The organism is Rothia aerolata, from assembly GCF_014635585.1.
Taxonomy (GTDB): domain Bacteria; phylum Actinomycetota; class Actinomycetes; order Actinomycetales; family Micrococcaceae; genus Rothia; species Rothia aerolata.
This window is the reverse complement of sequence record NZ_BMDC01000003.1, coordinates 96,781-123,372: the sequence shown is the minus strand read 5'-3', so window position 1 is coordinate 123,372 and position 26,592 is coordinate 96,781. Positions and strand designations below refer to the sequence as shown.

Here is a 26,592-nt window from a genome sequence, read left to right as displayed (position 1 = left end):
TAGCAGGGTTTCTACGCTACCTTTAGCAGAACCTCTCGGACTAGCTCGGGAACTTCTCTTCTACCCAGTCGCCCGCTGCCGTGGCCACATTAGCCTTTTCCTCGCCCGAGACCCTGTCGTTGAGGGCCACTAGGTCCTCGGTGGTGAGCAGGGCAGAAACCTCGTTGAGAACATCGGCGGCGGCAACCGACACCAGTTTTCCGTTGACCACCGGCACCACCTGCTGGGCAATAAAGTTGTTCCCTGGATCCTCTAAGATCACCAGGTTGTTGCGACTAATCGCCGGATCGGTGGAGAAGAGGTCGACTACCTGGACATCGTCGTCCAGCAACGCCTGCACGGTCAGCGGGCCGCCGCCGTCATTAATAGGGCTAAACTCGGCGGGCTCAAAACCGTACTTGGACTTCAGCCCCGGCAGACCGTAAGAGCGCTCGGCGAACTCGGGCGGAGCACCCAGTTTGAGCTCGGGGTGGGCGGAGAGGTCGGCCATGGAACGCAGCCCCAGCGAAGAGGCGGTCTCAGAGGTGACCACCATAGAGTCTTTGTTCTCGGCAGGAGCAGGTTCAAGCACCGAAAGCTCTTCGGGCAGGGCATCTTTGAGGGAAGAAAGAATCTCCTCGGCGGTAACCGCGGTGGCGGAGGTGTCTAAGAAGAGCAGCAGGTTACCGGTGTAGTCGGGAACCACCCCCACGGCACCCTCTTCCAGGGCGCCGATAAAGGCCTCGCGGGCGCCAATGGCGGGGCGGGTTTCAGCGGTGAAGCCGCGCTTTTTGAGGGCAGCAGCATAGATTTCAACGATAATCTGCGACTCGGTAAAGTCGGCTGAGCCGATCACCACGGTGCCATCGGTAGAGCCTGAGCCAAAGGCTGTTTCTCCGGAAATTCCGCAGGCGGAGAGTGCCAAAGCAGAAGCTGAAACACCCGCAAGGCCAAAGAAACGGCGGCGGTTGAGAGAGGTCATGAGAGCTCCTTGGAGGTTGCGGGTGTAACTGCCCGCTGAATCAGAGAAAGAATCAAATCAACAATCAGCGCCAGCGCTGCCACCAGAATCACCGAGGCGACCATGCGGGGGTAGTCCCGCACTGCCAAGCCGTCGATAAGGTAGCGGCCCAGCCCGCCCAGGTTGATGTAGGCCATGATAGTGACGGTGGCAATCACCTGCAGGGCAGCGTTACGAATGCCGCCAAAAATCAGGGGTAGTGCCAGCGGTAGTTCCACCCGGAAAAGAATCTGAGATTCTGTCATGCCCTGGGCGCGGGCGGCGTCTACGGTCACACGATCCACCGCAGCTATGCCCGAATAGACCCCGGCAAGCAGGGGTGAAATTGCCAGGATTACCAGCGCCAGCACCGGAGCGGTAAGCCCCAGCCCAAGCCAAAGGGCAAAGAGGGTCAGCAAACCCAGGGTGGGCAGCGAGCGCAGGGCACCGGTCACCGCCACCACCGCGTTTTCTCCCCTACCGGTGTGGCCCACCAGCAGACCAATCGGCACCGCAATCACTGCCGCGCAGATTAGAATCAGCCCGCTGTAGCCCAGGTGCTCGGCAACCCGCTGCCAGATACCGCCGGTGCCCGCCCAGGCGCCGTCCTGAGTGAAGAAGAGCCAGGTTTTCTCAAAGATATTCATGCTGCCCTCCAGCGGGTTAGGGCTTTGCCTACCAGGGCTAACAGGCGGTCAAGCACCAGGGCCAGCAGAACGATACCCACGATGCCCACTATGATTTCGGCGGGAAGGTCGCGGCGCAGACCGTCGGTAAAGAGGGTGCCCAGAGACTGAATTCCAATCACCGCGCCTACCGAAACCATTGAAATGTTAGACACCAGCGCCACTCGCAGGCCCGCCAGCATCACAGGCACTGCCAGAGGCATCTCAACCGCCCAGAAGCGGCGGGTGGGGCGGTAGCCCATGGCGGTGGCGGCCTCAAGAGTCACCGGCGATACCGAATCGAAGGCGTCTACGGCGGAGCGGGTCATCATCGCCACCACGTAGAGGGTCAGCGCCACGTAAACGTTCAGCAGGGAGGTAATCGAAGTACCCAGCACCACCGGCATCAGCACAAAGAGCGCCAGCGAGGGTACCGTGTAGAGCAGAGCCGCCGAATTGACGACGACGCCGCGGCGCGCCTTCCCCGCGCCCGTGGCGACCGCGGTGGAGCGGCCGTCACGACGTCGTCCTACAGCTAAGCGCGCGAGGGGCAGGGCAATGAGCGTACCGGCAATCACCGGAATCACCGACTGGAGCAGGTGTAGCAGGGTCAGTTGCCCCACGTATTCGGTGTTATTGAGAAACCAGTTCATCTAGGCAACCCCGTAGCGGCGGTAGCGTTCTTCTTCGGTGGCATCGAGAACATCGTCGGAGTTGAGCAGACCAATGGCTTTACCTTGCCTATCAACGACCACGCCCCAGCCCGAGGGCGAGGAGAGCACCGAGTCCAAAGCATCGCGCAGGGTACCGCCCTCCACAAAGAGGGAGCCACCGGGAATGGTGCGGCCCTCGGTTTCCCAGCCGGCGGGCATACCGTCTTTGATCTTGAGCTGCCACTTTTGCCAGGGAGTATCCTGAGCTTCCAGCGGATGAATGGGCAGGTTCTGCGCCGAGGCAAAGGTCAGCCGGCGCATACCGCGGTCACGGCCCACAAAGCCCGAAACAAAGTCATCAGCGGGTTCGCGCAGAATTTCCTCCGGCGTTCCGAACTGCGCTAGGCGGCCACCGGTGGCGAAAACGGCAATGTAGTCGCCCAGCTGGATTGCTTCATCTATATCGTGGGTAACAAAGATAATGGTGCGGTGGAACTTCTCTTGCAGCCTCAGGATTTCCTGCTGCAAATCTGCCCTCACCACGGGGTCAACGGCTGAGAAAGGCTCGTCCATGAGAATGATGTCTGACTCCGAGGCCAGGGCGCGGGCAACACCCACCCGCTGGGCCTGGCCGCCACTGAGCTGGGCGGGGTAACGATTGGCAAGGTCTTCGCTGAGCCCCACCGTTTTCATCAGTTCTTTTGCCTGTGCCCGCGCCTGCTTCTTGGGCACATTTTTCAGGTAGGGAACCGTGGCAATGTTGTCGATGATTTTCCTGTGCGGCATCAGCCCCGCCTGCTGGAGCACGTAGCCGATACTGCGACGGAGCTCGTGCGGGGAACTTTCCGTATTGGGCTGCCCCTTGACTAGAATTTCGCCGGAGGTGTGCTCCACCATGCGGTTAATCATGCGCAGCGAGGTGGTTTTGCCGCAGCCCGAGGGCCCCACAAATACGGTGATTTTGCCGCTGGGAATGGTCAGGCTGAGGTTCTCCACCACGGTGTGGGAACCGTATTTTTTCGTGACCGACCGGAATTCGATAGCAGCCCCGGTTTCTGAGCGATCTTTCTGTCGGTCTGCTTGGCTAGCTTGTGAGTCCCCATTTTCTTGCACGAGACTGTCCATGAGGGGTCCTTAGAAATAGTAAGTAAGTTTCCTAAGCAACCGTAGCACTTTTAGATTTGCGGTTTCTGCGCGAGCGGTGGATTTTAGGCTTAAATCCCGCAATTTTAAGCCTAAAATCCACCTCTCGGCACCGATTTAGAAGCTAGCCTATTTTCTCCCTGATTGCCTCAACCACACCCCGAGCTGCGGTAATGCCGGCGTTAATGAAGAACATTTCGTCATCAACCTCAACCGCCCGGTTATTGGCCACCGGTTCCAGAGTCTCCCACAGTGCTTCAGAAGTCAGCGCTGAGGTATCGCCGCCCTGCACGCTATAGAAGAGCCAGTCTCCATTGGCCTGATCCAACTGCTCAGCCGATATATCCACCGAAGTCTTATCAATCTGCTGAGGCTCGGGGCGGGCGAGTCTCGCATCTTCACAAATCGAGCCCACAAAAGAAGAAACTCCCCAAATGCGGGTACGGCCTGAATTTTGGCGCAGGAAAGAGAAGGTAGTGGAATCATCGGCTGCTTCGCCCAGGCTTGCGGCGTCATCCTGATATTCCTGCAGAGCCTTCGCGGCGGCGTCAGTATCGCCCACACCGGCGGCGAGCAACTGGAAATCCTGCTTCCAGTTCACGCCGGTTCCCTCGGTTACCACAATGGGTGCGATAGCAGAGAGAGCTTCGTAAATCGATTCATCGTCTTGGGTATTGTTGAGAAGAATCAAATCGGGTTTGAGGTTGGCAATCGCTTCGGTATCGGGGGCGTTGCGAGTTCCGACCGCCTCAATTTTGCCAAGGTCAAAATCGGGGTAGGCATCGCGCAGGTACTGGGGCACAATGTCGGCGTCCTTTGCGGCTGCCGCGGCGATGGGCACAACCCCCAGAGCGAGAACATCGTCAAGCTGGCCGGTGGCAATCACCACGACTTTCTCGGGCTTAGCGTCAATGGTGGTTTCGCCGCGAAAGTGCTTAACGGTGCGCGGAAATTCGCCCGAAGCGGCGTCAGTTCCCATGCCGTCGGGGAGCGTGGACGGCGCTGGGGCGGCCGATGCCGATGAGCCGGAGCTGCTCTCGGATTCGGTGGAAGATCCGCAGGCGGTCAGCAAGAGGGCGCCGAGACCCGTAACCGCCAGTCCTCCAAAAGCTCGGCGGGACATCTGAGCTGGTATTACATTTTTATTAGCGTGCATTTATATAGGCTACCCTAACTTTGAGGTTAGCCAGCTCTTTATTACTATTGTGGTAGCACTCTGCCTTGATTAGCTCTCAGAAGGTTCAATGATTTCCCACGCGCCGCGCTCGTCCCTGGTTTTGACCACCGGACTACTTGTTTTGGCGGCACTGATTATTCTGTCACTCATGGTGGGGTCCCGTATGATTTCCCCGATTGATGCCCTGAGCGGACTTTTTACACCGGGTAGCGGCAGCGCATCGATTATCGTGTGGCAACTGCGCATTCCGCGCACTCTTGCTGCTATCGCCGTGGGAGTTGCACTGGCAGTTGCGGGTATTCTTATGCAGTCATTAACCCGCAACCCCTTGGCAGAGCCGGGCCTACTCGGGGTCAACTCTGGTGCTGCGGTTTTCGTGGTGAGCGGCATTGCCGCCCTGGGGATTACCGATGCAAGCGGGCAAATGTGGATGGCCCTTTTCGGCGCCGGACTTGCCGCCACCGCCGTGTTCTACATTGGCGCCACGGGTAAAGGCGAATCCATTGCCCGCCTTTTACTGGCAGGCATTGCCCTCAATGCCTGCCTCTCGGCAGTCACCGGAATTATTACCATGTTTAATTCTCGCGCCTTCGATTCCTACCGTTTCTGGGTGGTCGGTGGCTTTGAGAGCAGAGAACTCTCCGTAGTCCTCACCTCTACCCCGCTTCTGCTGGCGGGGCTGATACTGGGGTTTGTGCTGATTCGTCCCCTCGGTGCACTGGCCTTAGGGCAGGACGCCGCCGCTGGGCTGGGCGTGCCCGTTCCGCTAGTGCAGGCGGGCACTCTACTCTCAATTACGCTACTGTGCGGAACCGCCACGGCTATTGCAGGGCCGCTTTCTTTTGTGGGTTTGGTAGTGCCGCATGTGCTACGGCTTCTCGTAGGAGTTTCGCTTTCTCGCCTGCTTCCACTCTCTGTGATTGGTGGCCCCATTCTGGTACTTACCGCAGATATTGTGGGTAGAGTGATTGCCATTCCCTCAGAGGTTGAAGCAGGAATCGTAACCGCTTTTATTGGAGCACCACTTCTCTTGGCCCTAGTTCTCCGACTTGACTCAGCAGGCGCACACAGGGCACGAAAAATCAAGAGAATTTCTCGCTCCGAGGGGAAGGACCAATGACCCGCACTCCCCTACCCGGCACCTACCGCAGCCCGCGCACAATAACGAGCCTAGCGCTCGTCCTTCTCATTGCTCTCTCACTCATCACCTTAATTTTCGGAACCTACGAAATCACCCCCGCCGGAGTCTGGCAGGTACTTGCCGGTGGCGGCGAAGGGCTCGATCGATACATCGTTCTCAATCAACGCCTGCCACGACTGGTGGCAGCACTGGCGGTAGGTGCTTCCCTCGGTTTAGCGGGCGCGATTTTTCAATCGGTCTCCCGTAACCCGCTCGGCTCCCCAGACATTATTGGATTCACCACCGGTTCTGCTACCGGGGCCCTGCTTGTGGTTTTGGTGCTGACCCAGGCTGGCGCAGATGCCGAAACCGCCGCTACAGGCGGGGGAATTGGAACAGGGTTGGGAGCTATAGCGGGCGGATTTCTGACCGCCGCGCTGGTTCTCCTGCTCTCTGCACGAAGCGGAACCTCTTCAGCGGGGCACAAACTGGTACTCGTGGGCATTGCAGTGGGGGCCATGCTCTCAGCCTTCAACGATTTCCTTTTAACCCGCGCGGACTTAGAGCAGGCTGAATCTGCTAAGACCTGGCTTTATGGTTCTCTTAATGCGCTCACCTGGAATTCCGTGTGGCTACCCGCCGTTCTTATCTGCCTTGCGGTACCCCTGGCGCTCTGCTTCTCACGCATGCTGAGGGTTTTAGAGCTCGGGGAGGATTTAGCGGCCGGCCTGGGGCTCCCGGTGCAGGCTGCCACTCGAATTTTGATGACCGGCGCAGTGCTGCTGACCGCACTTTCCATTTCACTGGCAGGACCCATTGGTTTTGTAGCACTCATTGCCCCGCAACTATCCCACCGAGTATGGAGAACACCCGGAGCTGCGCTTTGGCAGTCAGTTCTCACCGGTGCGCTTCTGCTAGTTGCCGCTGATTATGTAGCAGGGCATGCGCTGGCGCCATTCCAGATTCCGGTTGGTCTGGTGACTGGGGCGCTGGGCGGAGCCTATCTGCTGTGGATTATTGTGAGAAAGGGATAACTCACTTTTGCGCGAGTGGTGCCTTAACCACAGCGGGCCCCGGCAACTGTGCCGGGGCCCGCTGGGTTTCCTGTGCGGAAACGGGGGATTCATATATATGGGGGAATCTATATAAATCTAGATTGTGCTGAAACTTAGGGGGAACTTCAGCACTTCATGAAACCCTACATCCAACACTAAGCCATATTTACTTGATGAGTCAAGCATTTTAACTTTACAAGTAAATTTTCTACACAGTGTAGGATAGGCGAACATTCTAGGCAGTGGCAAGATACTGAATGAGCGCCTGGCGGGCAACCTCGCTTTTGCTTTTATCTTCTTTTGCGGCACGCCTTTCAAGAAGCTCTTCGATTTCTGGCGGAATGCGAAACTGCACAGTCGGAGAAGCTCCTGCTCGGTTCTGTTCAACTTGATGAGCTGGACGCCCCGGCCTGATAGTTTCCAGAAGTCTATTCATCTCCTCAACAGTTTTCTCATCTCTAGCTCTTACCCGGGCACCTTTAAATGCCTCAAAAAAGTCATCAGATTCAGCCCAATCCGCCATTTTCTCGCTGAGCTCTTCAATGTCTTGGGGAGTCATTTTCTGTTCCACTTTGCTCACCTCTCATTCAGTGCTGTCGTTGCTCGAAGATAGGTTTTCCCGATATGCAGAGTAGGGGAAGGTAAACCTTGAATTCTGGACTCATCGAAGTTGTCAATCACATAGATGTGGTTCTCCAGTGCTTCAAAAATCTCATCACGAGTGATCCCGTGTTTGAGGGCGGAAGCTGCGATGACTATTTCCATTTCTTAATTGTATTACAGTTATTAAAACTACGATAGATACAGGCGAGTAAACGCCCAGAACCAACCACCCATGAAAGTTCCATTTTCAATCCAGATAGGCTTATAGTCCGCTGACGCAGCCAGGATAGCGTCAGCTGGGAATCTTCACCTCTGATCCCAGGTAGACTTAGCACCGGCAGGCGCCACAGAGCCCGGCAGTTGGGAATCTTCACCTCTGATCCCAGGTAGACTTAGCTTTAGGGAACATGCGGGCCACTCGCTGTTGGGAATCTTCACCTCTGATCCCAGGTAGACTTAAGATTGCCCGGTACACGGTCAAAGCTGGGTTGGGAATCTTCACCTCTGATCCCAGGTAGACTTAAGGTGCTTCACTCCATCATCAGTGAGCAGTTGGGAATCTTCACCTCTGATCCCAGGTAGACTTAATCAGGCGACACGCTATGCCAAAATGAGGTTGGGAATCTTCACCTCTGATCCCAGGTAGACTTACCGGCGCAACATCATGATTAGGGCCGAAGTTGGGAATCTTCACCTCTGATCCCAGGTAGACTTAAATAACTACATAAAACACCTAGTGAGAAGCATCTTTTTCCGACTTTTTCAACAGAAAAAATGAATTTCCTACGTGTCCAACATAACGATTTATGCATCTCGAAGAAAAATCTGATAGATTTTTCTTTAGGATTTATCAGAGGTGAAGATTCCTAACAAGCATACGAAAGTATGTGATTTATCAACCCCATGCGTGCATAGCACGTGTGGGGTTATGTTTTATCAAATTCAAAAAATAGTCAGTTGCTCCGGAGGCGCTTCAGCTTTCTTTTGCCGTGGACCTTTAAATAACAAGGTAGAAGCCCACTGTTGATCAGCTACTTTCAATACACGCACGTAGCCGTTTACTGGAACGTTCTGCTTCAAGATTCCAATATCTCGCTCAGATGAGTTACCGTTCAGATAATACTTGCAATAGACACTAAGTTGCACCATGTCAAACCCACGATCTTTCAGCAAGTTCCTGTATTGATTTGCCCTCGTCCTCTGCTCTTTGCTCTTCACAGGCAAGTCAAACATCACTAAAAGCCACATCGATTTAGCCATCTTTTGTAATTTCTCGCCCGTTCCATATAGGAACATTCAAGTTTTCACGAGTGCCTTCAACATATAAGGCAAACTCTTGGCAAAAATCTTCAATTAGTGAGCGCACTGTAAACGATGATTCATCATGCTGTTCAGCCAAAACGCCTGATAAGCGTTTTTTCTCTGTTTTACCGAGCTCTACAGAGCCGTCATTTACTAGGTCAAGAACGACAGAGTCAACCGCAGGCCTGAAAGGTTCAATAAGATCATCTGCAAGAGCAAACATATTGCTTCTATTCCTATGAAATAGAGATAAAGTTGGGCTCAAGCCAGTAGTTACAAGACGAGTAATAACCCTCCCTCTTAGAATCGTATATCCATAATTCAGCATTGCGTTTACGAAATCAGAGGAGGACTGTTGGCGACTAAAACTTCCACCTGGTTGTAGAAAATTATGCCAATATGTTCGGGCAGCAAGCGCTTCAATATTACTCGGATCTCCTGAACGTACTGCCTTGCTCAAAGAAACTAATTCTTGGGAAACTGACACCTGACCTTTAATTTTCAATACATTAGCTTGCCCTCGCACTTTAGCTTTAACGATTCTCATCCATGCATTTTTTGCCCGGGGGACGCTCAGCGTAGCCTGAGCATTATGCCTTGCAAAGACTCGAGTATTTTCAGACCAGTGGTATAGCACTGAAATAGGAATATTCCGCCAATCGCAAACCGCCATTGCAACGCCAAACCTCTCCAGCCCAGCGATAAGGCCATACCCCCAGGAACAACTTTGCCCTACCAATATGAAATCCACCTCAGCAAGTGGCACGCTCCTATCCCCTACTACGAGTCGGCCTCTCTCATAGGAGAGATAACCCGAGTATCCCGTGAAATCTAGAACCTGCCACTTGCTGTCCACGCCTACTCTCCTAATTTTTCATTTGCTACACGAGCAATATCAAGTGATACGGGCAGAAATCCATTTGATTTCCAACGAGGAATCCCTAAACTATTACGGCGAATAACCTTCGTAGAATTCTGTTCAAAGACGTTAGAAAGACTTGGCAGAAGACCTCGCGTAAGCGCAAGCTCCAGTAAGGAAAATTGTTCTTTTGAGAGTTCTTGTGCGTACACAGTATTGGGCAGATCTTCCTGTGACAACAAGATGGGGCGTACTCTCAATCGCCCGGCATCATAAAACCCATCAATTCTCCACCGGGTTTCTGGAAGTATCTTCAGGAACTCTCCTAGTTCGCCACCTAATTTTGAAAATTCTTCAGGACTTATCTCAATCTCATCCCCCTGGGTGATCCAACCAATCTCCTGAGCTAGTCCAGCTTCAATGGCTTTCCGGGTTTTGTCCTGCATATCCCTATAAGATTGTGCCCCTCTATGAATCGGCGCAGTCAAAGCATCCTTGTTACCCGAGATACGCATTAACCAAGGTAGCTCCGCTCCGAATACACGAAGCATCCCGATATTCAACTTCCCTTTCTTGTCCTTCCAAGCATATAAACGAGCATGATGAAGAGAGTCACCAATCTTCGCTGCACCCGTACCTACCAGAATAGAAGCTGCTTTTTCAGGAAACACCAACACTTCAGAATCAGCAGACAGTTGACTACCAGTAGGCAACGTGCAGGAACGCTCCTCATCAGCCTCAAGGCCCCTTGCTTTACCTAGCTCATCTAAGAGTAAGAGGTAAAGCTCAGGGTCCTGCACACGTTGAATCTCGTCTTTGGACCAAGCTTCGCCCAAGAACTTCCGACCCATCGCACTAATTGTGTCTTTATGTACTGAACCGTTCTTAGGTGTTAATCTCAGAGGAGTGATCACTGGGATCTGATCTGCTTCGATTGCTTCCGCTAAAATATCGCTAAGAACCAAACAAGTCTTCCTCCACTCTTTGAATTTCTGTACAGCAGTTATTCCCAACCCCTGGAAGTCTTTCCAACCAGTATCTCGTGAACCTAAGCGAGCTTCTTCCTGCATTAGCTTTCGTTGTTCAAGAGTTCTTGCCACAGAACGATTCAGCAAAGTTAGAACAGCCGCATCAATGGCGTGGTGGCGAACGTCAAAGCGATTTTTATCCCTCTGACCGCGCAAAAGCAGACGTTCGTCAATACCACCTGCACGGCGAGAACCACGAGTCATGGAACCACTGTAGACATCGACCGAAAACCAGGATTCTTCGCCGTAGGCTTTACCCTTATTGAAATAGGTTTCTAAACGCTGTCTAAGCTCCACCGCAGCATAAGAAGTTGATGCTAATGATCTCTCATCGATTGGCTCATCCTCTTCAGTTTGTCTCAGGCGACGAGCAATCTGTTGTTTGAGACGTTTTCCAGATACACCTTTAAAGACTCCGACCTTGTCAAAAGACCACAGTCGCTCAACGGCTTCCTCAACTGAAACTCCAGATCGCTTACTAGAATTGGCCCACTGGGCAAAGGGAATTTTTCCCTTCTCAGAATTACAAGTTCTGCATACTGCAACCAGATTATCTACCCGACTGGAACCTCCGCCTGCACGAGGAACGATATGGTCAAGTTCAGCAGTTTCGACAGTTACCGTCGTTCCGCAGTATAGGCATCTACAGTCTTGGTTCTGGACGATGCGGTATCGACGTATATCTGCCCGTGTCGGTGCAGAAAAGCCACCATCGATGAGCTCTTGGCGGACTCGGTCATTGTTATTTCTATTCTTTGCAATCTCACGCAAAATCTCATAGCGAGCTGCAGGCCCCATAAGACCTGTGCGTACGTGCTCTACGATGATTTTCTCAGGCGCTCCCCATTTACGCTCGCACGCTAGAACAAACTTACGCACAATTGATAGAACACGATCAACTGTTGGTTGCCCTGTATTGGAGTCTAAACTTTCACGAGGAGGTTGCCACGTATCAGGTACATTGAATACCTCCTTGCGAGCCTCATGTAATCCAACATGATGTTCACGCATATAAGCGGTTAGCTTTATCAAGGAGTCTGTGCTGTACGCCGCACGACCAGGCTCAAAGTCAAGTCCTTCAAGAATCTCTCGCTCGTTCTCCGGCCATGCCTCATAAATATCGCTCAAGCCCGACTGCTCTGCAGAAATAATTGTCTCGTCAGTCGCATCGCTCAGAAAGCGAATCAGCTCAGATCTCTGTTCCCAATCAGCTGTATCCCACCACTTAAGCACTTCAGAATTTTTCCTGAGTTTACTATTCAAGATCTTCTGAGAAGATCTATCAAACGGGGCAGAATTAAGTTTTACGCCATCAATTTCAGGAGTAATAAGACGATTTGCAGGTACACCGATTTCTTCAGCTACATCTCCCCAAGTAGGAGCAGCTTCTTCAGAAAAATTAACAAGGTAGTGTACTGCCTTATCAAATTCATCATCCTTAAGAAGGCGTTTACCTCCCCTATCAATCACAGTCAGATTTGCAACCGCTTGAACAATTCGGAACTCAGTAAACTCAAGTGAAGATTTAACGGCACGATTCTTCTTTGTTTGCCCTGGTAAAGGATCCTTTCCAACATTTTCCTGAGGGACATAAGGCCTTACTTGATTAAACAAGGCTTCAACAATCGGTAAAAAGTGGTCCTCGGGCAGGTGCTGCCTAGCCCAAATCTTTTTCACCTCTGCATAGAGGTCTTCCTGCCGAACTTTTTCGCTGAGAACCGCAGATTCGCCCTTATTGTTGAGAGTATTAGGGTGTTTCTTCGCATCGTAAGTTCTAGGGCGTAGCAAAGTGCTTGGCTCAGCAACTAGAGCACCTAGCTCACCAACTGTAGCGTCGTGAGGCACCCTACCTGGCCAGCGCTCATCAGCAGCCTCAATCATTTTTAGCATGCTCGGTGAAGGTACCGGCGCGTTCTGTAACTGGTGGAATCTCCACCAGGGGTTCCGCCATCCGCGATGCCTAGCGATATGCCGAATGGCACGCACTAGGTGCTCTTGCAACTCTGCTTCGTTTTCAAGCTTCTTTCCCGTGAGTAAAGCACGCGAATGCCAGGCTTCATAGGTCTGGGGTTCTTCTTGGTCAGGTACTGGATATCCAAGGTGCTTCAACACAGAATCTAACTTATTTAGGCGCTTTCTCCGTTGCTTCCGCATACGTCGAGTACGACGAGCTACACCAGCAGTAGCTTTCCGACTTTGAGGGTTTTTTCCGGTTGTAGGATCAAGCCCACCGTCGTGACGATAAGTCACCAAAGCTAACTTTTGAATAGGAAAGCCCACATCGTCGAACTCGATAGCCGCAAGGCCCACGGAACGGTCTCCAACGTCAATTCCGATTCTGTATTTCATACCATCTCCCCATCTAAATATTGTTCAAATCACATAATATCCGTGATTCCCTGTCGACAGAGTAACCCACAGGTATATATTTTTTCGTTTCCTAAAAATCTCCGTCCAGAGGAAATATCATACAGTTACAGCAACTCCGCCCCCCCCTCTAAGGAGCCGGCTTCTTAGCAAGAAGCCGTGTTTCTACCGGCCTTTTGTTCAGAAGCCGACTCCCCAACGAACGGGCGGGCAGGGCAAAAGGCCGGGCAACACCCCTAGACACTCCCCCGCATGAGTGCTTTGCTTGAAGTATGAGTACTTACGCACTAACCAATGCCAATACCGGTAAAGTCGAAGAAACTTTTGACTCCATCAAAACCGAAGAAATCCCCCACATTATTGAAACCGCGCATGAGGCATATACAGAGTGGAAAGAAACCTCTCTTGCCGAGCGCGCGGAAATCCTTAATAAATTCGCCGATATTGTTGACCAAAATGCCGATGAATTAGCAGATATTATTGGCCGCGAAATGGGTAAACCTCTCGCCCAGGGAAAGGCCGAAGCAACCAAAGTTGCCAAAACTGCCCGCTGGTTCGCTGAGAACTCAGCCGAATTTCTGGCACCCACACGCCTGCCGGCGTCCGGAGCAGAAGAAACCTACGTGCGGCACGACCCGCTGGGCGTGCTCTTTGGCGTGATGCCCTGGAACTTCCCCTACAACCAGATTGCCCGCTTTGTGCTGCCCAACCTCATGGTGGGCAACGCTATCCTGATGAAGCAGGCTTCAATCTGCCCGGTTTCTTCGCAGCGCTTTCAGACCATGCTCGAAGAAGCAGGCCTGCCCGCCGGCGTCTATACCAACCTCTACCTCAATTCTGAGGACGCCGAGAAGGTTATTGAAGACTTCCGCGTCAAGGGTATTTCTCTGACCGGCTCTGAGGCGGCCGGTGCCTCCGTTGCCGGCCACGCGGCCAAGCACCTGAAGCGCTCAGTACTGGAGCTCGGCGGCAACGACCCCTTCGTGGTACTCGATACCTCCGACGTTAAGGCGCTGGCGCAGCAGGCTGTCACCTACCGCATCTCCAACGCGGGCCAGGTCTGCACCTCCCCCAAGCGCATGATTGTGCTCGAGGAATACTACGACGACTTTGTTACCGCCGCCCGCGAAGCCCTGGAAAATGTGACCGTGGGTGACTACGACGACCCCACCACCGACATGGGCCCGCTTTCCTCCGAGTCAGCCCGCGATGAGGCTGTTGAGCGGGTGCAGCAGGCGGTGGACGAGGACGGCGCCACCCTGCACTTCGGCGGACGTAAGCTCAACCGTCCGGGCTGGTTCATGTCACCGGCACTCATCACCGACCTTGACATCGATTCAAAGAGCGCAGCCCAGGAGCTCTTTGGCCCGGTTGTGATGGTCTTCAAGGCGAAAGACGAAGAAGAGGCCCTGGAACTTGCCAACAAGACCGAATACGGCCTGATGTCGTCAGTATGGTCAGAGGATCTTGAGAAGGCTCAGAAGTTTGCCGCCCGGGTGGAGGCCGGCATGACCATGATTAACTCGCACATGGAATCTGACCCGGCTTTCCCCTTTGGCGGTATCAACAAGTCAGGTTACGGTCGCGAGAATGCCCAGTGGGCCCTGCGCGGCTTCACCAATGAGCACCTGGTGCGCGTGCACAAGCAGGAATTCTAAAGGTAAGGTGTGGCAGCCAGCCCCGAGAGTGCTGGTCAACCTCCCTTAAACGCCAGCCCCGATGCCAGTTGCCCCGCACTCTCGGGGCTGGCTTTGTGACCTTTTTTATCAGCCTCACCCCCTAGGACACAGAGCCCCGATTCGCCACATCATTGAAGTAGGCCTGCCGAGCCTTTCCTCTGGCTGCCTCGGGATGGTTCGCTGCGGGTTCGTCGTATTTCCAATCAAACCATTTTCTGTACCCCAGCAGCATCGTGCAAAAGACCAGCACGATGGCAGGAATGTAGAGAACCTCAATTTCCTGAATGGCTACCCATAGGACCCCGAGCATCAGCAGAGCAACAAGAATGCCACTTTTTATGGTGTTCTTGCGGTCTCTAGCCATTACATCCGCATTTGATGAGCCCAGAAAACCCTGGCCACGAAAATACTGCCAAACCCACATCACCAGCAGCATCGCAACGGCAGGTAGGTTTTGAAAATAAAAGAATAAGACAAAGAAAACCACATAGCACAGGGCCATCACCACGGAATCCAGCCAGGGCGCTCCCGTGCGCATCACCTTGACGGTCTCGGGCCAGTAGGGGCGCAGGTTTTCATCTTTATCTACGAATGTATGCTCTGACATGGGACTTTCTTCCTTCCTCCACCACCCAAACGTAATCGGCGTCATATTAAATGATACAAGCCCGGAAAATGAGGTTGTATAGGCAACTTTCTCGCGAGAGAATAGAAGCACCCTATCCCTATGACGTGATGGAGGAACATCATGCGTATTTCCGTACCCCGTGAAATCAAACCGCAGGAGCAGCGCGTTGGCCTTACCCCGGACGGCGTTCATGCTCTGACCGAGGCGGGTCACGAGGTTCTCGTTGAGAAGGATGCTGGCAATGGCGCCGGCTTCAGCAACGAGGAATATGAGAAAGAAGGCGCCCGCCTTGTCGCCCAGGAAGAAGCCTGGAACCAGGCTGAGCTGCTGGTCAAGGTGAAGGAACCCATCGAAGAAGAGTACAAATTCCTACGCGAAGACCTCACCCTTTTCACCTACCTGCACCTGGCAGCCGATAAGCCTCTGACCGAGGCCCTGCTCAAGGCAAAGACCCGGGCGATCGCCTACGAAACCGTGCGCAACGGCCGTGCCCTGCCCCTGCTTCTGCCCATGAGTGAGGTTGCGGGTCGCCTGGCGGGCTCAGCTGCCGCCCAGTACCTATTGGGCACCCAGGGTGGCCCTGGCATTCTGCTCGGCGGTGTTCCCGGCGTGCAGGCCGCCCGCGTGGTGGTTCTCGGCGGCGGCAACGTGGGCACCCACGCCGCTCAGATGAGCGTGGGCCTCGGTGCCGAAGTTACCATTCTTGAAGGCTTCGGCTCCCGCGTTCGCCAGCTGACCGAGCTCTTCGGTTCCTCCGCGCGAGTCCTCAACTCCACGCCGTCCAACATCAAGCGCGAAATCGCGGACGCCGACGTCATTATCGGCTCGGTTCTGGTACCCGGCGCCAAGACTCCCCACCTAATCCGCCGCGAGCACCTCAAGACCCTCAAGCCGGGCGCTCTGCTCATTGACGTGGCGATTGACCAGGGCGGCTGCTTTGAGACCTCCCACCCCACCACCTACGCAGACCCCATCTTCGAGGTAGACGGAATCCGCCACTACTGCGTGGCCAACATGCCCGGCGCGGTGCCGCGCACCTCCACGGTTGCGCTGACCGACGCCACCCTGCCCTACGTGCTCAAGCTCGCCGCCGGTGTGGACGACGCCCTGGCGGCTAATCCCGACCTGCAACTGGGCCTGAATACTGACGCCGGTAAGATCACCTTCCCGGCGGTGGCTGAGGCATTCCCCGAGCTGTCATAGCCTCCGTAAGTTTGCAGTACACGGGGCGATCTTCAGCCAACCTCCCTTTAACGCACACTTCGCGATTCCGCTCACTCCTGAGTGCTCGCAAGCTCGCACCTGTATCGCTTCATCCCGATGCCAGTTGACTGAAGACCGCCCCGCTCCCTGCAAGACCCCTAGCGGGAGAGCTGGCTCTTTGCCTCGGGGTCGCTATCGTTGAGGAAATTCTCGATTCGCTGCGCCTCATCCTCTTCGCCAATGGCAGCTGCCGCGCCACCCAGCAGGTAGAGGGCCTTCAGGAAACCTCGGTTGGGCTCGTGCGAGAAGGGAATGGGGCCGTGACCCTTCCAACCGTTAGCACGCAGGGAGTCCAGGCCCCGGTGGTAACCCACGCGGGCATAGGCATAGCCCTCAACGGTGCGGCCGTCCTTGAGAGCATCCTCAGCAAGCAGAGCCCAGGCCAGCGATGACTTGGGGAAAGCCTTGACCAAGTCTTCGGCCTCATCTCCAGCGGCAATGCGAATTTCAAGCTCGGCTTCTTTGGGCAGGTAGGTGGGCTCGGGGCCCTCAAGCAGGTTTTTACCGGCAAGTGACACGGTATTTCTCCTTAATCTGTTAGGTAAACTACGTTTTCCATACTACCAAGCGGGTTTCTTTTGACCAGGTGACCTGGGATTATTGCTGCTCTGTTCGCCCGCCCTGCGGTTTTGTACAGGCTTGTCTCGGGCGTACAGAGATAACCTTGTACACAGGAGACAAACCTGTACAAAACCGGTCGGAGACCACCCCACGACCCAAGCACACAAAAAATCCCGGCCCACCACAGGGTGGGCCGGGATTTTTGAGCTAAACTAGCAGGCTTTACTTGATGGAGGTACCCACGGAGCCCAGCTGCTTAGCAGCCTCAACCACGCGAGCTGCCATGCCAGCCTCAGCAGCGGCACCCCAAACGCGGGGATCATAGGTCTTCTTGTTGCCAACCTCGCCGTCAATCTTCAGCACGCCGTCGTAGTTAGACAGCATGTGACCGGCAACGGGGCGGGTGTAAGCGTACTGGGTGTCGGTATCGACGTTCATCTTCACAACACCGAAGGAAACTGCATCTGCAATTTCCTGCTCGGTGGAGCCGGAACCGCCATGGAAGACCAGGTAGAAGGGCTTTTCCTTACCGTACTTCTTGCCTACCTCATCCTGAATTTCCTTCAGCAGCTCGGGGCGCAGGTGCACATTACCGGGCTTGTAAACACCGTGAACGTTGCCGAAGGTCAGAGCAGCCATGTAGGTGCCCTTCTCGCCCAGGCCGATAGCCTCAACGGTCTTGATAGCGTCTTCAACGGTGGTGTAGAGAGAGTCATCGATTGCACCCTCAACGCCGTCTTCCTCGCCACCAACGGCACCGATCTCGACCTCGAGAACCTGGTGGTTCTTGGAGGTGCGCTCAATCAGCTGCTGGGCGATTTCCAGGTTCTCGTCCAGTGCAATAGCAGAACCGTCCCACATGTGGGAGTTGAAGATGGGGTCTTCACCGCGAGCCACAGCCTTCTCGGTCTCATCGAGCAGGGGCAGAACGTATTCGTCCAGCTTATCCTTGGGGCAGTGGTCAGTGTGCAGAGCAATGTTGACGTCGTACTGAGCAGCAACAACGCGAGCGTAAGCAGCCATAGCCAGAGCACCAACAACCATGTTCTTCTTGTTGGGGCCAGACCAGTAGGCAGCGCCACCGGTGGAAGCCTGGATGATGCCGTCAGAGCCAGCCTCTGCAAAACCACGGATAGCCGCGTTCAGGGTCTGTGAAGAAGTAACGTTGATGGCCGGGTATGCAAAGCCCTTAGTCTTTGCATTTTCGAGCATTTCTGCGTATTTTTCCGGGGTAGCAATAGGCATGCTGAACTCCTTGAGTTGAAGGTCAGTCACCGTTTGATGACTGCGTGTTTAAGGCGCCTCAAAGCCAGAAGCCTCCGGCGATTAAACCAGGCGCACAACTGGTTTTTATTCTAGCAAGTTAAAGCCTAAAAGGCAGGGTCTTTCGCAAGGTTTCACACTTAAACCCACGCTTTGACACATCTGCAATTTTTACAGTTCCTTGCAAAATCAAGGAAAACCCGTGTGGGTCTAGTTTGCAATCTCCCCTGCCCCACCGGAATCCAACACGCACCCACCTGCCCCAAGGCAGGTAAACCACAGGGGCGGCGTCCTCACATCACCGCCCCACCCGAGCAACACGGCGCACCCGGTGCGTAATACACACCACAAAATACAGCCGGAGCGATACCATAGCTTGTCACAGCACACAATCGACCGTTCCATCAAGGAAAAAGATGACCAACCAAGAACAGCAGAGGCAACCCCACATGGTGGGCGATCACCTCAAAAATTACGAGCCGATTCCAACACAGGCAATCGGAGAAATTCAGCTCTCCCGCGGTGCGCAGGCAGAAGCGGTTGATAAGAACGAACGTACCAAGCGCCTGGTGGGGCTCATCGGAGCGCCTCTACTCGCGCTGATTATCTACTTCATCATGCCCGCAGACGTTCCCCACGGCGCCAAGCTCACCGCAGCCACCGCTATTCTCATGGGCGGTTGGTGGATGACCGAAGCCCTACCCATTCCCGCCACTGCCCTGTTGCCGCTGGTGATTTTCCCCGTGTTTAACAGCGAGGTAAAAATTGACGAGGTGGGAGCCTCCTACGGCAACAACGTCATCTTCCTCTTCATGGGCGGATTCCTGCTCGCCCTCTCTATGCAGCGCTGGAACCTGCACCGCCGCATAGCCCTACTGACCCTGAAGATGATGGGCACCAAGCCCTCGTCAATGGTGGCGGGCTTTATGATTGCCACCGGCTTTCTCTCTATGTGGGTTTCCAACACCGCAACCGCAGTGATGATGCTACCGATCGGCATCTCGGTGTTGACCCTCATCGCCCAGATTCAGCACCCCAAGACCACTGAGGCCGGCGGCGCTGGAGACATCGTCAAGTCAAACTTCGGCACCTCGCTGATGCTCGGCATTGCCTACGCCGCATCGATTGGTTCGCTGGGCACCCTGATCGGCACCCCTCCCAACACCCTGCTTGCCGGTTACATGGCCGATACCCACGGCGTTGAAATCGGCTTCGGCCAGTGGATGATTGTGGGCGTTCCCCTGGCGGTCGTGATGATGTTCGTCTGCTGGTTCTTGCTCACCAAGGTAATTTTCAAGCCGGAAATTGACCACATTCCCGGCGGTAAAGAACTGATTGCCAACGAATACAACAAGCTGGGCAAGATGAGCTCTGGTGAGCTCCGCGTGCTCATCATCTTTGTTCTCGCCGCTCTGGCCTGGATTATCGTGCCCGTTGCCTTCGATACCCCGCCGATTACCGACGCCGGCATTGCGGTTCTCGTGGGCCTGCTGCTCTTCCTGCTTCCGGCCGGCCCCGCGGGTAAGAAGGGTGTTCGCCTGCTGGACTGGGACACCGCCCTGCAGCTGCCCTGGGGCGTGCTCCTGCTCTTCGGCGGAGGCCTGGCGCTCTCAGCCCAGTTCTCATCCTCCGGCCTAACTGACTGGATTGGCTCCGCTGTGGGCGGCCTTGAAGGAATCTCGGTTCTGGTACTGGTGATTTTGATGACCACCGGCATTATCTTCCTCACCGAGCTGACCTCCAACACCGCAACCGCAGCAACCTTCCTACCGGTAGCGGGCGGTATGGCCCTGGGTATGGGCTTCGACCCCATGCTACTGGCAATTCCCGTTGCCCTGGCTGCAACCTGCGCCTTCATGCTCCCGGTGGCAACCCCGCCCAACGCGATTGCCTACGGCTCGGGTTACGTCTCCATCGGCCAGATGGTCAAGGGAGGCCTCTGGCTCAACCTGGTGGGCATCGTGCTCATTACCCTGACCACCATGACCCTGGCAGTCTGGATTTTCGGACTGATGTAGGTCATTGGGGTTCGGTACACGTGGGGAGCGCCAGTACATTTATAGAAATGTACTGGCGCTCCCCACGTGTACCGAACCCTTTTTAAGCAGCCTGCTCGCGTAGCTCACGCCTGCGATCCTTGATCGTGAAGATCAGGCCAAAGACCATCAGCACGAAAATTGCCGCGAAAGAGGCGGCAAAGCCGATGTTCCAACCCTTACCGGCGTCGGTCAGGCTGAACATAATGCCGGGAATCAGCGCGGTACCCACTGCGGTGCCGATGCGCTGACCCAGAGACATCACGCCGCCGGCAACACCGCTGATGCGGGGCGAAACCGACTTCATGGTCAGGGTTTGGTTAGGCGAAATGGTGAGGCCGCCCGCAGCACCCACCAGGGAGAGCGAAACTGCCGCTGCCCACACCGGCAGGGCACCTGATTCTACGTTCCACATGACAACCACAGATGTCGCCAGGCCAACCATCATAAGGGCAAGACCGCCCATAATCATGCGTCGTCCGGCGCGGAGCACATAGCGGCCAGCAATCGGAGCCAAAATACCGGAAAGTAGAGAAGCGGGCAGGCTAATCAGCGCCGCCACCAGGGCAGATTCGCCCAGGTGAGACTGCATATAAACCGGCACAATCAGCCACACGCTAGTGGAGCCCAGGAAGTAGAGGCCCACAATCAAAATGCCGTTGCGGAAGGCTTCTTCAGAAAAGAGGCTCATGTTCAGCATGGGCTCACGGCCGCGGCTCTTGTAGCGATTCTCCCAGGTGATAAAGCCCCAGAGAAGCAGCAGACCAATCGGCAGAGCAACCCAGTTAATAGCACCGGCAGACCGCTCTACGAAGGGCCACATAATGGCGAAAATCGCTACGGTCATGAGCAGGGAGCCCACCGGGTCAAGGTCGGTCTTGGGGCGGACACCGTGCGGGGTATTCTCGGCAGTTCGGCGGTCATTGGGTAGCCATAGGCGCGCAAAAATAATGGCGATAATACCGATGGGCACATTGATCAGGAACATCATGCGCCAGCCCACAGCCTCACCAAAGGTACGGATCAGCACGCCACCCAGCAGCGGGCCCACCATGGTTGCAATTGCCACCGTGGTACCAAACATGCCGTAAGCCTTAGCGCGTGCCTGGCCCGAGAACTGCTGCTGAATAATGCCGGTGGTCTGCGGGTTGAGCAGGCCGGAACCGAATCCCTGTAGCAAACGGGCTGCAATCAGAAAATCTGCGCTTGGCGCCAGTCCACTGCCCAGCGAGCCCAGCGTAAACAGAACGATACCCGTGATGAACACGCGGCGTCGTCCGGTGGCATCACCCAAACGGCCTGCCGAAACGAGAAAAACCGCAAAGGCCAGCGCGTAGCCCGAGACCACCCACTGTACCTGGCTGGTGTCTGCGTTAAGGGAGCGGCTAATGGGGGTCATTGCCACGTTGACCACCGACACCGCCACCAGCGCCATGAACAGCGGCACCATGAGGGCAAGTATCATTTTGCGTTGCCGTTTGGGGTCTTGGACCATGATGCTTCGGGTGAAAGTGCCGGGCTCTTCGGGAGTTTGTTCTGAGGACGACGCCGCTTGCGCGGGTGCCTCGGTGAGGGTTGGGCTGGCGGTGGACTCTACGTGCTGAAGAGATCTGGTGTCGGTATGAAGTGGTTCGTGGCCGGCACTGTGTTCGGAGACAGGCCGGGGAAAATCTTCTGGTTTCATGAGTGCGCTCTTTCCTTGTGAGGGCGTATGGTTCTTTTAAATTCCTATATATGTAGAATACACCCTAAGATACTTTCAAAATCAAGTATTCTTTTGCTCACAGACTGGATAATCTGCAAGGAGCCGGCTTCTCAACAGCCTAGAACGCTTGCGACCGGCAAGGCCCCTCAGACCCAGATGCTACTGGTTCCCCGGATACCTTTACCGGTCGCAAAAATTTTAGAAGCGGCACCTTACCAATCGCGCCCCACAGAAACAGGCTTGTTAGCTGACTTTCTGCCCAAACACGTGTCTGCGAATCCAGGCGTGCATGGCAACGGCAGCAGCCGAAGCGGCGTTCATCGAACGGGTAGAACCGAACTGCTCGATGGAAAGAGTCGCTTCGGCGGCAGCGTGAATCTCCGGAGAAAGACCGGGCCCCTCCTGCCCAAAGACCAGCACACACTTCTTGGGCAGTTCGTAGGTCTCAAGCTGCTGGGAGTCCTGGAAAATATCGATACCAATCACAGCAACGCCCTCAGCTTCAGCCCAGGCCAAAAAATCCTCAATGGTGGGATGGTGGCGCACATGTTGGTAGCGGTCGGTCACCATAGCACCGCGCCTGTTCCAGCGCTTCTTGCCGATAATGTGTACCTCTTTAGCCAGGAAAGCGTTGGCAGTGCGCACCACCGTGCCGATATTGAGATCGTGCTGCCAGTTCTCGATCGCCACATGAAAATCGTGGCGCTGGGTATCGAGATCGGCAATGATAGCTTCCATCTTCCAGTAGCGATACTTATCGACTACATTGCGACGGTCGCCCTCACGCAACAGGTCAGGGTCCCAGTGGTCGCCCTCCGGCCAGTCCCCCTCCCAGGGGCCAACCCCTACCACGTGCTTCAGCTCGGCAGAATTTTGCTCAGAAGAATCGGTATGAACAGTTTGATCAGTACCGGGATAGTCAAAAGATTCGGTAGTCACGTGCTATTTCTAGTCGTCCAGACCCAGGTCGCTCTTAGAGTAGGCGTAGAGGTAGGGCACGCCAGAAACCTCTTCAACGTGCTCCTTGGCTCCGGTTGCACGGTCAACAATCACGGCAACGGCAACAACCTCAGCACCAGCATTGCGCAGGGCCTCTACAGCAGTGAGCACCGAACCACCGGTGGTGGAGGTGTCTTCGACAGCCACCACGCGACGTCCTTCAACCGAAGGACCTTCAACCTGGCGACCCATACCGTAGGACTTCTGCGCCTTGCGCACCACGAAAGCATCAATGGCGCGGTCATTATCGCCAGCGGAACGCATAATCGCGTTACCCACCGGGTCAGCACCCATGGTGAGACCACCGGCGGCATCGAACTCAATACCGGCCTGGTCAAGCATGTCGAGCATAACCTGACCTACCAGGCGGGAGGCCTCGTGGTGGAGGGTAATGCGGCGCAAATCAACGTAGTAGTCGGCCTCTTTACCGGAAGAAAGAGTCACCTTACCGCGCACCACGGCGAGCTCAGAAATGAGTTCGCGCAGACGTTCGCGGGCGGCTTCAGCGGAGAGGGATTCAGAAAGCTTAGTCATGTTCCTCAGTTTACCTTTTACTTCTTTCGAGCAATATAGAGCGCGCCAGCGATCATGGGAATCTGCATCGGCAGGCGGCGCAGGCGCTTGGCATCGGAGTCAATGAGGCCGGGAATGTCGATACGGTGAGTGTACTGATACACGTTGGCAGGGAAAACAGCGGCGAAGAGAGCGGCCGCACCCAGCCCCGCCAGTCGGCGAGCGCGCGGTGCACCCAGCAGAGTTGCCCCCAGCACAAGCTCGGCGAGGCCCGAAACGTAGACAACCTGCCTGGCAGTGCCGGGTACCCACGGCGGCACGATGGATTCGAAGCTGGGCACAGAGCTGGGCTTAAAGTGCAAGATTCCCATACCGGTCAGTGCTGCGCCCATTGTCAGGCGGGTAAGTTTCTGGCCCCTTGTTTCAGTTTTGTCTCGAGAAAAAATACTCATGACTCTACTATTACAGTTTTCATCCCGGTTCTCCCTGGGGTTAGTGTCGTTTCCCTGTGGATAACCAGCAGGGAAACGGCACTAACACCAGGGAAAAGTTCAAGAGTTATCCAAAGATTTTCAAAACGCCCCAAAATGAACTAATAAATATCTAATGTTTAGTTCATGACAACAAGAACCTCACCCATCACAGAGCACATCTTTTCAGCTCGAGAGCTTAGAAACCGCGGATATTCTGCTTCAACCATCAGAAGGTTGGTTTTACGCAAGCGGCTGTTGACCATATACCACGGGGTCTATGTGCGGCAGAGTATCTGGAACTCCTGGAGTAGAGAAGAGAAAGAAATTGCCCGTTGCGTTGGTTACTCGAAAGTAGCAAAAGACCCCATCTTTACGCATCTGTCTGCAGCCCATCTCTACGGTCTGCCAACCCTGTCAAAATCAGATTTTCTGCATGTAGCCCAGACTTCTTTGTGTAAGAAGGCTCCGCCCGGTATCAGACTCCACAGGTACTCGTTCGACATCCAAAAGCACTCAGCCGCTACCGCCCACGGGGTACTAGCTACATCGCCTCTACAGACCGTAGTAGATTGCTCACGGGTTTATGGCTCTTTGGAAGGCACCGTTATTGCCGATAGCGCACTCAAAACAATGGTGAATTTTGCCGAGCTCCAAGCTGCGCTCACAACGGTCAAAGGGTACGGATCGGCTCGCGCTAAAGAAGTGGCTGAACGTATGAGCCCCCATAGCGAATCAGTGGGCGAAAGCATCACTCGCTATAGGCTACATGAGTTTGGTTTTCCGGCTCCAGAAGAACAGGTGTCTATCCGCACCCCTTATGGACTCTTCAGACCAGATTTCATCTGGCGCGATCTTAGGGTCATTTTGGAATTTGACGGCCGCGGAAAATATCAGGACTACGGCGATACACAGCAGGCTCTCATTCGTGAACGAGACAGAGAAAAAGCACTGGCCAACCAGGGTTGGATTATTGTGCGCGTCAATTGGGAATCTGTTTACCTCTATCCGGAGCGTTTGGCGAGGGATTTAAAACGCGCTTTTGTGAGGGCAAGAAAATTATGAGGAGTTCTCCCTGGGGTTAGTGTCGTTTCCCTTCTGATAACCGCCAGGGAAACGACACTAACCCCAGGGAGAACCCTAAGCAGAAAGCCCCGGCACCGCAGCCGCCAGTTTAGTCAGCATCTCCTCGTATTCGGCAGCTGGATCGGAGTCTGCCACGATTGCACCGCCGGCGCTCAGAGTCAGACACCCAGAGGAGCGGGTCACCAGAGTGCGAATCACAATCGAGAGGTTGGCCGCCCCGGTCGCGGAGAAGAAGCCCAGGGCACCGGAGTAGATTCCGCGGGCGCGGGATTCCAGTCGGTCGATAATCTCCATGGTCGATTGTTTGGGCGCGCCGGTCATAGACCCACCGGGAAAACAGGCAGCCGCCGCCTCAACCGCGGTGGTACCCGGTCGCAGTTGGGAGGTCACCGTAGAGACTAGCTGGTGCACCGTTGAATAGCTCTCCACACCCATCAGCACCGGAACCCGTATCGATCCGGGCACGCTCACCCGTGAAAGGTCGTTACGGAGCAGGTCTACAATCATCAGATTCTCTGCCTGAGTCTTGGGGTCTGAGGCCAGCCAGGCTGCCCGCTCCTCATCAAGCGCAGGGTCGGCAGAACGCGGAACCGTGCCCTTGATGGGCTTGGTCTCAGCTACGCCTGTAGCAGAGACAGTCAAGAACTTCTCGGGGGAGGACGAGAGCACCCAGTGGTCCCCGCACTTCAGCAGAGCCGCATAGGGAGCGGCATTATGGGCTCGCTGGGAGAGGTAGAGGGCAAGCATGTGCTCATCGTTGCACGCCTCGGGTACTTCACAGGAGGTTTCGGCAGTCAGGCACACCTCATAGCTGTTGCCCTCAAAAATCTCGCGCAGGCTCTCACGCACCTTTGCCTCGTAGGGGGCGCGCTCGGGTTGCGGAAAGTCCAGAACTTTTTGTAATTTCAATTCTTCCGTCGAGTAGTTAACTCTCGGGAGCTCCTGCTCGATAGACGCCACCCACTCTTCAGAACCCACCGCATAGGTCTGCCCCGAAGAATGGTCGAAGATTAGATAGCTGACAGCCGGCATCCACAGGGCATCGGGAGTGGCTGCCTCAAACGGTACGGAAAAGCCCAACGACCGTCTCGCCTCGTAGCCAAAGTACCCAACGTATCCGCCCAGAAGCTCATCGCGCAGAAAGCCCAGAGAGGCGGGCACCTCCACTACCGAAGGCGCGGTTTCCAGTGCAGTGGCAAGCAGTTGCCAGGCATTATCTGATTCGCCCACTCCCGAGTGCTCAACCCGCAGAACCTCACTATCAGCAGGCACAAAACCCACGTAGGAAAATCGCGACATAGGCGAGGAACCACGCGCAGAATCCAGCCAGAAAGCGTAGTCAGACTCAGAGGCAAAAGACCGGAAAGCGGCGGCGGGGTCCACAGGAAAATTGAGGCGTTGAACTATCACCCCACCATTAAACGCGAGGGGCCCTCAA

At 55.0% G+C, this 26,592-nt stretch carries 23 protein-coding genes and 1 CRISPR repeat array; of the genes, 6 read left to right on the top strand and 17 right to left on the bottom strand.

Annotated features, from left to right (window positions below; all coding sequences use genetic code 11):
• Window positions 1–40: 40 nt before the first annotated feature.
• The 5 genes from IEV00_RS08540 to IEV00_RS08520 form a co-directional block, all read right to left on the bottom strand.
• On the bottom strand, window positions 41–961 hold the full coding sequence (locus IEV00_RS08540) for an ABC transporter substrate-binding protein (RefSeq protein WP_188359944.1): 921 nt from the start codon (window positions 959–961) through the stop codon (window positions 41–43).
• On the bottom strand, window positions 958–1,626 hold the full coding sequence (locus tag IEV00_RS08535; RefSeq protein ID WP_188359943.1) for an ABC transporter permease: 669 nt from the start codon (window positions 1,624–1,626) through the stop codon (window positions 958–960). Before IEV00_RS08535 ends, IEV00_RS08540 begins: the two co-directional genes overlap by 4 nt.
• Complete coding sequence (locus tag IEV00_RS08530) at window positions 1,623–2,297, bottom strand: ABC transporter permease (RefSeq protein ID WP_188359942.1); 675 nt, start codon at window positions 2,295–2,297, stop codon at window positions 1,623–1,625. Before IEV00_RS08530 ends, IEV00_RS08535 begins: the two co-directional genes overlap by 4 nt.
• On the bottom strand, window positions 2,298–3,422 hold the full coding sequence (locus IEV00_RS08525) for an ABC transporter ATP-binding protein (protein WP_188359941.1): 1,125 nt from the start codon (window positions 3,420–3,422) through the stop codon (window positions 2,298–2,300).
• Between the two features lie 142 nt (window positions 3,423–3,564).
• The gene (locus IEV00_RS08520) at window positions 3,565–4,596 is read right to left on the bottom strand and encodes an ABC transporter substrate-binding protein (protein ID WP_188359940.1); all 1,032 of its coding nucleotides are present in this window, start codon (window positions 4,594–4,596) and stop codon (window positions 3,565–3,567) included.
• Window positions 4,597–4,684: 88 nt separating this feature from the next.
• Between IEV00_RS08520 and IEV00_RS08515 the strand changes: the two genes are divergently transcribed.
• Window positions 4,685–5,737: a FecCD family ABC transporter permease gene (locus IEV00_RS08515; RefSeq protein WP_188359939.1), complete on the top strand. Its 1,053-nt coding sequence runs from the start codon at window positions 4,685–4,687 to the stop codon at window positions 5,735–5,737.
• The gene (locus tag IEV00_RS08510; protein WP_188359938.1) at window positions 5,734–6,771 is read left to right on the top strand and encodes a FecCD family ABC transporter permease; all 1,038 of its coding nucleotides are present in this window, start codon (window positions 5,734–5,736) and stop codon (window positions 6,769–6,771) included. Before IEV00_RS08515 ends, IEV00_RS08510 begins: the two co-directional genes overlap by 4 nt.
• 256 nt (window positions 6,772–7,027) lie before the next feature.
• On the opposite strand, the gene IEV00_RS08505 is transcribed toward IEV00_RS08510, so the two are convergent.
• The 4 genes from IEV00_RS08505 to cas9 all read right to left on the bottom strand — a co-directional run bounded on the left by IEV00_RS08505 (window position 7,028) and on the right by cas9 (window position 12,933).
• On the bottom strand, window positions 7,028–7,363 hold the full coding sequence (locus tag IEV00_RS08505; RefSeq protein WP_188359937.1) for a ribbon-helix-helix protein, CopG family: 336 nt from the start codon (window positions 7,361–7,363) through the stop codon (window positions 7,028–7,030).
• Window positions 7,364–7,690: 327 nt separating this feature from the next.
• Window positions 7,691–8,110: a CRISPR direct-repeat array (repeat unit 36 nt; unit sequence GTTGGGAATCTTCACCTCTGATCCCAGGTAGACTTA).
• Between the two features lie 227 nt (window positions 8,111–8,337).
• Entirely contained in the window at window positions 8,338–8,655 is a 318-nt protein-coding gene (gene cas2 / locus IEV00_RS08500; RefSeq protein ID WP_188359936.1) for a CRISPR-associated endonuclease Cas2, read from the bottom strand.
• The gene (gene cas1, locus IEV00_RS08495) at window positions 8,648–9,553 is read right to left on the bottom strand and encodes a type II CRISPR-associated endonuclease Cas1 (RefSeq protein ID WP_188359935.1); all 906 of its coding nucleotides are present in this window, start codon (window positions 9,551–9,553) and stop codon (window positions 8,648–8,650) included. Before cas1 ends, cas2 begins: the two co-directional genes overlap by 8 nt.
• Before the next feature lie 2 nt (window positions 9,554–9,555).
• Window positions 9,556–12,933, bottom strand: coding sequence for a type II CRISPR RNA-guided endonuclease Cas9 (gene cas9 / locus IEV00_RS08490; protein WP_188359934.1), 3,378 nt, complete (start codon window positions 12,931–12,933; stop codon window positions 9,556–9,558).
• 290 nt (window positions 12,934–13,223) lie between these two features.
• Here cas9 and IEV00_RS08485 point away from each other — a divergent pair, with 290 nt between their 5' ends.
• Complete coding sequence (locus tag IEV00_RS08485) at window positions 13,224–14,609, top strand: NAD-dependent succinate-semialdehyde dehydrogenase (protein WP_188359933.1); 1,386 nt, start codon at window positions 13,224–13,226, stop codon at window positions 14,607–14,609.
• A gap of 121 nt (window positions 14,610–14,730) precedes the next feature.
• On the opposite strand, the gene IEV00_RS08480 is transcribed toward IEV00_RS08485, so the two are convergent.
• The gene (locus tag IEV00_RS08480) at window positions 14,731–15,237 is read right to left on the bottom strand and encodes a hypothetical protein (protein ID WP_188359932.1); all 507 of its coding nucleotides are present in this window, start codon (window positions 15,235–15,237) and stop codon (window positions 14,731–14,733) included.
• A 141-nt stretch (window positions 15,238–15,378) separates the two neighbouring features.
• Between IEV00_RS08480 and ald the strand changes: the two genes are divergently transcribed.
• Window positions 15,379–16,461 carry an alanine dehydrogenase gene (gene ald, locus IEV00_RS08475; RefSeq protein WP_188359931.1) on the top strand — a complete coding sequence of 361 codons (1,083 nt, stop codon included), beginning with the start codon at window positions 15,379–15,381 and terminating at the stop codon, window positions 16,459–16,461.
• Between the two features lie 158 nt (window positions 16,462–16,619).
• On the opposite strand, the gene IEV00_RS08470 is transcribed toward ald, so the two are convergent.
• The gene (locus IEV00_RS08470; protein WP_188359930.1) at window positions 16,620–17,039 is read right to left on the bottom strand and encodes a DUF3151 domain-containing protein; all 420 of its coding nucleotides are present in this window, start codon (window positions 17,037–17,039) and stop codon (window positions 16,620–16,622) included.
• Between the two features lie 265 nt (window positions 17,040–17,304).
• Window positions 17,305–18,327, bottom strand: a complete 1,023-nt coding sequence (fbaA, locus tag IEV00_RS08465; RefSeq protein ID WP_188359929.1) for a class II fructose-bisphosphate aldolase — start codon at window positions 18,325–18,327, stop codon at window positions 17,305–17,307.
• Between the two features lie 434 nt (window positions 18,328–18,761).
• Between fbaA and IEV00_RS08460 the strand changes: the two genes are divergently transcribed.
• Complete coding sequence (locus IEV00_RS08460; protein ID WP_229723154.1) at window positions 18,762–20,363, top strand: SLC13 family permease; 1,602 nt, start codon at window positions 18,762–18,764, stop codon at window positions 20,361–20,363.
• An 82-nt stretch (window positions 20,364–20,445) separates the two neighbouring features.
• Here the strand turns inward: IEV00_RS08460 and IEV00_RS08455 are convergent, their stop codons facing one another.
• The 4 genes from IEV00_RS08455 to IEV00_RS08440 all read right to left on the bottom strand — a co-directional run bounded on the left by IEV00_RS08455 (window position 20,446) and on the right by IEV00_RS08440 (window position 24,050).
• A complete protein-coding gene (locus tag IEV00_RS08455; protein ID WP_188359928.1) occupies window positions 20,446–22,065 on the bottom strand; it encodes an MFS transporter in 1,620 nt (539 codons plus the stop codon).
• A 264-nt stretch (window positions 22,066–22,329) separates the two neighbouring features.
• Complete coding sequence (locus IEV00_RS08450) at window positions 22,330–22,947, bottom strand: TrmH family RNA methyltransferase (protein ID WP_229723171.1); 618 nt, start codon at window positions 22,945–22,947, stop codon at window positions 22,330–22,332.
• A gap of 87 nt (window positions 22,948–23,034) precedes the next feature.
• On the bottom strand, window positions 23,035–23,619 hold the full coding sequence (pyrE, locus tag IEV00_RS08445) for an orotate phosphoribosyltransferase (RefSeq protein WP_188359926.1): 585 nt from the start codon (window positions 23,617–23,619) through the stop codon (window positions 23,035–23,037).
• 17 nt (window positions 23,620–23,636) lie between these two features.
• Window positions 23,637–24,050: a DoxX family protein gene (locus IEV00_RS08440; protein ID WP_188359925.1), complete on the bottom strand. Its 414-nt coding sequence runs from the start codon at window positions 24,048–24,050 to the stop codon at window positions 23,637–23,639.
• A 165-nt stretch (window positions 24,051–24,215) separates the two neighbouring features.
• On the opposite strand from IEV00_RS08440, the gene IEV00_RS08435 reads away from it, so the two are divergent.
• Window positions 24,216–25,133, top strand: coding sequence for a type IV toxin-antitoxin system AbiEi family antitoxin domain-containing protein (locus IEV00_RS08435; RefSeq protein WP_188359924.1), 918 nt, complete (start codon window positions 24,216–24,218; stop codon window positions 25,131–25,133).
• A gap of 75 nt (window positions 25,134–25,208) precedes the next feature.
• Here IEV00_RS08435 and IEV00_RS08430 read toward each other — a convergent pair whose 3' ends face one another.
• Window positions 25,209–26,564: an anthranilate synthase component I family protein gene (locus IEV00_RS08430; protein WP_229723153.1), complete on the bottom strand. Its 1,356-nt coding sequence runs from the start codon at window positions 26,562–26,564 to the stop codon at window positions 25,209–25,211.
• Window positions 26,565–26,592 lie beyond the last annotated feature (28 nt).

Coding starts and splice junctions, on each gene's coding strand:
- pyrE (WP_188359926.1), bottom strand. CDS start 23,619: ATGACTAAGCTTTCTGAATCCCTCTCCGCTGAAGCCGCCCGCGAACGT.
- IEV00_RS08455 (WP_188359928.1), bottom strand. CDS start 22,065: ATGAAACCAGAAGATTTTCCCCGGCCTGTCTCCGAACACAGTGCCGGC.
- IEV00_RS08460 (WP_229723154.1), top strand. CDS start 18,762: ATGACCAACCAAGAACAGCAGAGGCAACCCCACATGGTGGGCGATCAC.
- IEV00_RS08485 (WP_188359933.1), top strand. CDS start 13,224: ATGAGTACTTACGCACTAACCAATGCCAATACCGGTAAAGTCGAAGAA.
- IEV00_RS08440 (WP_188359925.1), bottom strand. CDS start 24,050: ATGAGTATTTTTTCTCGAGACAAAACTGAAACAAGGGGCCAGAAACTT.
- fbaA (WP_188359929.1), bottom strand. CDS start 18,327: ATGCCTATTGCTACCCCGGAAAAATACGCAGAAATGCTCGAAAATGCA.
- IEV00_RS08520 (WP_188359940.1), bottom strand. CDS start 4,596: ATGCACGCTAATAAAAATGTAATACCAGCTCAGATGTCCCGCCGAGCT.
- cas2 (WP_188359936.1), bottom strand. CDS start 8,655: ATGGCTAAATCGATGTGGCTTTTAGTGATGTTTGACTTGCCTGTGAAG.
- IEV00_RS08535 (WP_188359943.1), bottom strand. CDS start 1,626: ATGAATATCTTTGAGAAAACCTGGCTCTTCTTCACTCAGGACGGCGCC.
- ald (WP_188359931.1), top strand. CDS start 15,379: ATGCGTATTTCCGTACCCCGTGAAATCAAACCGCAGGAGCAGCGCGTT.
- cas9 (WP_188359934.1), bottom strand. CDS start 12,933: ATGAAATACAGAATCGGAATTGACGTTGGAGACCGTTCCGTGGGCCTT.
- IEV00_RS08515 (WP_188359939.1), top strand. CDS start 4,685: ATGATTTCCCACGCGCCGCGCTCGTCCCTGGTTTTGACCACCGGACTA.
- IEV00_RS08530 (WP_188359942.1), bottom strand. CDS start 2,297: ATGAACTGGTTTCTCAATAACACCGAATACGTGGGGCAACTGACCCTG.
- IEV00_RS08540 (WP_188359944.1), bottom strand. CDS start 961: ATGACCTCTCTCAACCGCCGCCGTTTCTTTGGCCTTGCGGGTGTTTCA.
- IEV00_RS08435 (WP_188359924.1), top strand. CDS start 24,216: ATGACAACAAGAACCTCACCCATCACAGAGCACATCTTTTCAGCTCGA.
- IEV00_RS08510 (WP_188359938.1), top strand. CDS start 5,734: ATGACCCGCACTCCCCTACCCGGCACCTACCGCAGCCCGCGCACAATA.
- IEV00_RS08480 (WP_188359932.1), bottom strand. CDS start 15,237: ATGTCAGAGCATACATTCGTAGATAAAGATGAAAACCTGCGCCCCTAC.
- IEV00_RS08525 (WP_188359941.1), bottom strand. CDS start 3,422: ATGGACAGTCTCGTGCAAGAAAATGGGGACTCACAAGCTAGCCAAGCA.